We start from the raw sequence: 5677 nt of genomic DNA on the forward strand, positions 1-5677 counted from the left end.
CATCACGATGACGTCATCGGGCCACGACTGCGGCCGGTTCAGGATGTCGACCGCACCCAGCGCTTCGCCACGCGCTCCGAAGTCGAGCGACAGCACGGGTGGCGCTACGCCGCCCGTTGCGTGCAGTTCGTCGAGCAGTTGCGGATCGGTCACGCACTCGGTGCCGATCACGGCACGCCCCAGACCGCGGGCTTGCCATGCCCGCAGACCGCGACAGTCGGCGATGCCCGAGTCCACCCACAGCTCGATGTCCGGGCATCGTGCACGGATCGCGGCGATTGCCACATCGTTGTCGCCTCGTCGCTGGATCGCATCGAGATCCGCCAGATAGAGCGATGTGAACGGGTAGACTTCCAGCAGCGCCCGCGCGATGTCGACCGGCTCGGCACCCGCCGCGAGTGACGTGCGGATCGGGGCGTAGGCAGCGCGCTCGCCGCGACGGGCGCGGACGACGCGGCCGCCCTGCAGGTCGATGACGGGGATGATGTGCACAATCGGATGCGGCTATTCGTCTACGAATTTATCACGGGGGGCGGTCTTGCCGACCGGCCGCTGCCGCCGTCGCTGGCGCATGAGGGTGACCTCATGGCCCGCGCGCTTCTGCGCGACCTGCTGGACGTGCCGGGTATTGCGGTCAGCGCCACGCGCGATGCGCGTGCGGCAACGCTCCCGCGCGGCGTCGATGTGCGCGTGGCACGCAGCGCCCGCGAAGCGACCGACCGCTTTGCGCAATGTGTGGATGCCGCGGACGCGGTGTGGGTCGTGGCGCCGGAGACGGCGGGCGTGCTCGAACGCCTGGCCGGCGAGGTTCTGGCGCGCGGCAAGTGTCTGCTCGGCAGTCGCCCGCCGGCGATTGCGGTCGCCGCGAGCAAGACGCGCACGGCGCAGGCGCTCGCGTGGCGCGGCGTGCCGGTCGTGCCGGTCCACGATCCTGCGGCGGAGGACGCGCTGCCGCCGCTTGCAGGCCCCGTCGTGTTGAAGCCCGACGACGGCGCCGGTTGCGTCGACACGCGCGTGTATGTCGACTGCGTATCCGCGGTGCGCGACTGGGAAGCGCGCGGCCGCGAAGCGGGCGTCGTGCTGCAGCCTTTCGTCGAGGGCGAGGCAGCCAGTCTGTCTCTGCTCGTGCGCGACGGCCGTGCGGTGATCCTCGCCGTGAATCGGCAACACGTGACCCGGCGAGACGGTGCGCTGCGGTTTCACGGTTGCTCCGTCAACGCCCTTGCCGCCTGGCGACCGCTGTTGGCCGATCTCGCGCAGGGCATTGCCGAAGCACTGCCGGATCTCTGGGGTTACGTCGGCGTCGACTTGATCCTCGCCGACCGCGGTGCGCAAGTGCTGGAAGTGAACCCGCGTCTGACCACCTCGTACGCCGGCCTGCGCGATTCGATCGGCGTCAATCCCGCCGCCTGCGTGCTGGCGCTTCTCGACGAAGCGGCGCCGCTGCCACCGCCGCCCGCGGCGCTGCGCAGTGTCGAAGTCGGCGTGCCGCAGGAATCCGTCGATGCGTGAGGCAGTGCTCGGCTGGGACGTCGGCGGCGCGCACCTGAAGGCTGCGCTGGTCGACGCCGATGGCGCAGCGGTCCTCGCCGTGGAACTGCCGTGTCCGCTGTGGCAGGGCGTATCGCACCTCGAGGGCGCGCTCGATGCGACGCTGGCGCGGATGCCGACGCTACCCACCACGCATGTCGTCACCATGACCGGAGAACTCGCCGACTGCTTTGCCGATCGCGCCGCCGGTGTCGCCGCCATCGTCGGCGCCATCTGCGCACGTGTGCCCGTGACCGGGCTGCATCTCTTCGCCGGGCGTGCCGGCTTCGTCCCGGCAGCGGCGGCGGCGACTGCGGCAGCGCAGATCGCCTCCGCCAACTGGCTCGCCACCGCCATGTATCTGGCGACGGTGACGGATGCAGCACTGCTCGCCGACATCGGCAGCACGACGACCGACCTCGTGCCGATCGCCGGGAGCGAGGTGCGCTGCCTCGGGCACGACGATTTCACGCGGCTCGCGACCGATGAACTGGTCTATACCGGGACCACCCGCACGCCGCTGATGTCGATCGCGCCGCGAGTGCCGTTCGAGGGACGGCAGGTGGCGTTGATGGCGGAGCACTTCGCCACGACTGCGGACGTGTATCGACTGACCGGTGAACTGGCCGAGCCGGTCGATCTGCACCCGGCGGCGGACGGCGGACCGAAGACGCGCGAGGCGAGCGCCCGGCGGATCGCACGCATGATCGGGCGCGACGCCGGAACGGCACCGCCGGCGGCGTGGACCGAACTCGCGCGCTTCTTCGCCGAGCAGCAGCTCGAACGTCTGCAGGCAGCCGCGCGGCTGGTCATCGCGCGCGCCGGACTGCCGCACGGCGCACCCCTTGTCGGTGCGGGCACCGGCGCTTTCCTGGCGCGGAAGCTGGCCTCGCGCCTCGACCGTCCCTATACGGACTTCGCAGCGCTCGCAACGCGCTCGGGAGCGAGCGAGGACGACCTGATGGCGTGTGCGCCCGCGTTCGCCGTGGCGCGTCTTTTCAGCGCGGCGGGAGCGCGACGCTAGAATCGCGGTCGAAGCGTCTCCGACCTTCGATTCAGCACCAGAAACCATGCCGCACCTGATCGTCGAGTTGCCGTATCGCGAAGACACGGGATCGCTGTTCGACAGCATCGCGGATGAGCCGTGGGCCGTGTTCCTGGACAGTGGCCGCCATCTGCCGGGCCACTCGCGTTTCGACATCCTCGCGTCGAACCCGACGGCGACGCTCATCACGCGCGGAAAGATGACGGAGATCCGCACCGGCGACGCGGTCCGGCTGTCTCCGGAAGATCCGTTCAACCTGGTGCGTCAGGCACTCGGTCCGCTGAGCGAACCCGTCGCAAAGCTGCCGTTCGCCGGTGGCGCCATCGGTTATTTCGCGTACGACCTGGGACGTCGCCTGGAGCGTCTGCCGAACATCGCCGAAGATGCGGAGAAGCTGCCGGAGATGGCGGTCGGCCTCTACGACTGGGCGTGCGTGGTCGATCACCATGAGCGTCGCACCTGGCTCGTCAGCGCCGGCCGCGATCCGGCGACCGCCGCCGGATGGCCGGCGCTCGTCGACCGCTTCGCGACGCCGCGGCCCGAGCGTTATCGGGCGCCGTTCCGGGTGACGTCCAACGTCTCCTCCAATCTCACGCCGGAAGGTTACGCAGAAGCCTTCCGGCGCGTGCAGCGATACATCACGAACGGTGACTGCTACCAGGTGAATCTCGCGCAGCGCTTCGCCGCGACCGCCGTCGGTGATCCGTGGGTGGCGTTTCAGGCGCTGCGCGTCCTGAATCCGGCCCCGTTTGCCGCCTATCTCAACCTGCGTTTCGCGCAGATCCTGTCCGCCTCGCCCGAGCGCTTCCTGCGCGTGCAAGGGGGCGCGGTGGAGACCAAGCCGATCAAGGGCACGCGGCCGCGCGCCGGCCATCCGCGCCTCGACGCAGCACTCGCGGAACTGCTGAAGGAAAGCGAGAAGGACCGTGCGGAGAACGTGATGATCGTCGATCTTCTGCGCAACGATCTTTCGAAGACGTGTGCGCCGGGATCGGTGCGGGTGCCGAAGCTCTTCGACGTGGAAAGCTTCGCTACCGTGCACCACCTCGTCTCCACCGTGAGCGGGCAGCTGCAGCCGCAGGCGCATGCGGTCGACCTGCTGCGCGGCTGTTTTCCGGGCGGCTCCATCACCGGCGCGCCGAAGCTGCGTGCGATGGAGATCATCGAAGAACTGGAACCGAACCGGCGCGGCGTCTACTGCGGCTCCATCGGCTACCTCGGCTATGACGGCGCGATGGACACCAACATCGCCATCCGCACGCTGGTGAACTCCGGCGGCGCGGTGCGCTTCTGGGCGGGAGGCGGCATCGTCGCCGACTCGCGCCTGCAGGACGAGTACCAGGAATCCTTCGACAAGGCGGCGGCACTGCTGCGACTGCTGCAGCAGTGCGCCGACAACTCCGCGCGCGCCTGAAGCGATGCTGCACGTCGTCAAGCTCGGGGGCAGCCTGCTCGACGCACCCGACATCCTGCGTTCCTGGCTGCGACCCATCGCCGGCGCTGGCGGCAGGCTGGTGGTGGTGCCCGGCGGCGGTCCGTTCGCCGATGCCGTGCGCATCGCACAGCAGAAGACCGGCATCGACGATCGCACGGCGCACCGGATGGCGCTCGTCGCGATGGAGCAGTACGGCCTGCTGCTGTCCTCTCTGGCGCCGTCGCTGGTTCCGGTCGATACGCTGGACGCCTTGCGCGCCGCGCTCCGCTGCGAGCGCATTCCGGTGTGGATGCCGTCGCGTATGGTCGCCGATGCGAAAGGCATCGATGAGAGCTGGGAGGTGACGTCCGACAGCCTCGCCGCATGGCTCGCACGCGAACTCGGCGCCTCGATGCTGTGGCTGGTGAAGTCGCGCGCGATCGCGGTTCAGGATGCGAGGCAGCTTGCCGAACTCGGCGTGGTCGATGACGCGTTCCCGCGCTTCGTCGAGGCGAGCGACTATGCGGTGCAGGTACTGGGGCCGGGCGATGTGAATCTGCTCACCGCTGCGCTGGACGGTCGTGTCACCGCGATGCCTGCGGCTCGCCCTTGATGTATCTCCAGCAGCAGAAGATGAACGCCACGGCGAGCGTGACTTCGATGCTCGCCATCAGTCGCGAAGCGCCGGACTCGGCCCACGCGCGCACGACCCCTTCGGTGAAGTAGAAGAGCATCACGAGCGGTGCCCACTTGAAGGTGTAGACGTCGCCGCGCCAGATCCTGGGCAGCAGCAGGAGCGGTGGCAGGGCCTTGAGCAGGAGCCAGGAACCGCCTGGCCGGATGGGGGCGATCCGGGCTTCCCAGGCGATCGTGAGCAGCGCGAGCGCGATGAGGATGGCGGAGGCTGCCAGCGCATAGCGCGCCGAATCCCGAATCACCCGCTGCCGTCCGCTGCCTCGCGGCATCGGCGCGCCAGTGCCACCAGCGCGCTGCGCGCTTGCTCAGGAGTGGTGACGCTTGCGTCGAAATCCATGCGCAGCCGCTCGTCGTCGGCCTGCACGTCGAAGCCGTCGCAGTCGATGCCGATCATCTCGGCATCGAGCACTTCGCGCCCGTGCACCGATCGGCAGTAGTCACGCAGGTTGTGACGATGGTCCGCATTCATGTGTTCGAGGATGCCGGCCTCGGATTCCGCCAGAGTCGAAGCGGGGGCGCGTACTGCGTCCGCGCCGAGCCACTGGATGTCGCCGAAGCCACCGACCCAGTGCAGTGCTTCCGGCACGATCCGGTAGAACGCGAAATCGCCGAAGTCGAGCAGCGATCTCGACTTCGGCAGGTAACGCAGGTAGCGCTGCACGGCCGGTGCGCTCGCGTCGTCGATCCGCTCTGCGTGGCCAGCGCAGGTCACGCGCGCGCTGGCGAGCACGTCTTCACCAGCGGCGTGCACCATGAGACTTGCGCGCGGATCCGCCCGCAGATTCTTCGTGTGCTCGGCGAGCGCGCTGATGAGAAGCAGCGGCCAACCGTCGTGATCGGTCACATAAGGAACGACGGTTGCGAAAGGATGCCCGGAGAGCCGCAGCGACAGCGTGCCGAGCGCGCCGTGGCGACAGCGTCGCAGAAGCCGCCGTGCCTTGTCTCCTGCGTCCCCTGGCGTCGTCACCGCGCGAGCCTCACCGCCGTTTCGG

The 5677-nt window shown here is 69.1% G+C and carries 7 protein-coding genes; 4 read left to right on the forward strand and 3 right to left on the reverse strand.

All coding sequences use genetic code 11. The features are described from left to right. A partial coding sequence (locus tag JNK68_14290; protein MBL8541512.1) for a nickel transporter occupies positions 1–492 on the reverse strand: 492 nt, incomplete at its 3' end. 6 nt (positions 493–498) lie between these two features. Here JNK68_14290 and JNK68_14295 point away from each other — a divergent pair. Genes JNK68_14295 through JNK68_14310 form a run of 4 tightly spaced genes read left to right on the forward strand, consistent with a single transcriptional unit; the run spans position 499 to position 4602 of the window. Next, positions 499–1512: an ATP-grasp domain-containing protein gene (locus tag JNK68_14295; GenBank protein ID MBL8541513.1), complete on the forward strand. Its 1014-nt coding sequence runs from the start codon at positions 499–501 to the stop codon at positions 1510–1512. Further along, the gene (locus tag JNK68_14300; GenBank protein ID MBL8541514.1) at positions 1505–2554 is read left to right on the forward strand and encodes an S-layer protein; all 1050 of its coding nucleotides are present in this window, start codon (positions 1505–1507) and stop codon (positions 2552–2554) included. Before JNK68_14295 ends, JNK68_14300 begins: the two co-directional genes overlap by 8 nt. A gap of 46 nt (positions 2555–2600) precedes the next feature. Further along, complete coding sequence (gene pabB, locus JNK68_14305) at positions 2601–3989, forward strand: aminodeoxychorismate synthase component I (GenBank protein MBL8541515.1); 1389 nt, start codon at positions 2601–2603, stop codon at positions 3987–3989. A 4-nt stretch (positions 3990–3993) separates the two neighbouring features. After that, positions 3994–4602, forward strand: a complete 609-nt coding sequence (locus JNK68_14310; protein MBL8541516.1) for a hypothetical protein — start codon at positions 3994–3996, stop codon at positions 4600–4602. Here the strand turns inward: JNK68_14310 and JNK68_14315 are convergent. Then, positions 4574–4954, reverse strand: coding sequence for a DUF2069 domain-containing protein (locus JNK68_14315; GenBank protein MBL8541517.1), 381 nt, complete (start codon positions 4952–4954; stop codon positions 4574–4576). The genes JNK68_14310 and JNK68_14315 overlap by 29 nt on opposite strands. Further along, positions 4924–5652 (reverse strand): DUF2470 domain-containing protein, encoded by a 729-nt coding sequence (locus JNK68_14320; GenBank protein ID MBL8541518.1) that lies wholly within the window; start codon positions 5650–5652, stop codon positions 4924–4926. Before JNK68_14320 ends, JNK68_14315 begins: the two co-directional genes overlap by 31 nt. Between the last annotated feature and the right edge of the window lie 25 nt (positions 5653–5677).

It is taken from the genome of Betaproteobacteria bacterium (assembly GCA_016791345.1).
GTDB lineage: Bacteria > Pseudomonadota > Gammaproteobacteria > Burkholderiales > JAEUMW01 > JAEUMW01.

Bases quoted from the DNA above. Each gene is read 5' to 3' on its own strand.
- pabB (MBL8541515.1), top strand. From the start codon at position 2,601: ATGCCGCACCTGATCGTCGAGTTGCCGTATCGCGAAGACACGGGATCG.
- JNK68_14300 (MBL8541514.1), top strand. From the start codon at position 1,505: ATGCGTGAGGCAGTGCTCGGCTGGGACGTCGGCGGCGCGCACCTGAAG.
- JNK68_14310 (MBL8541516.1), top strand. From the start codon at position 3,994: ATGCTGCACGTCGTCAAGCTCGGGGGCAGCCTGCTCGACGCACCCGAC.
- JNK68_14295 (MBL8541513.1), top strand. From the start codon at position 499: ATGCGGCTATTCGTCTACGAATTTATCACGGGGGGCGGTCTTGCCGAC.
- JNK68_14315 (MBL8541517.1), bottom strand. From the start codon at position 4,954: ATGCCGCGAGGCAGCGGACGGCAGCGGGTGATTCGGGATTCGGCGCGC.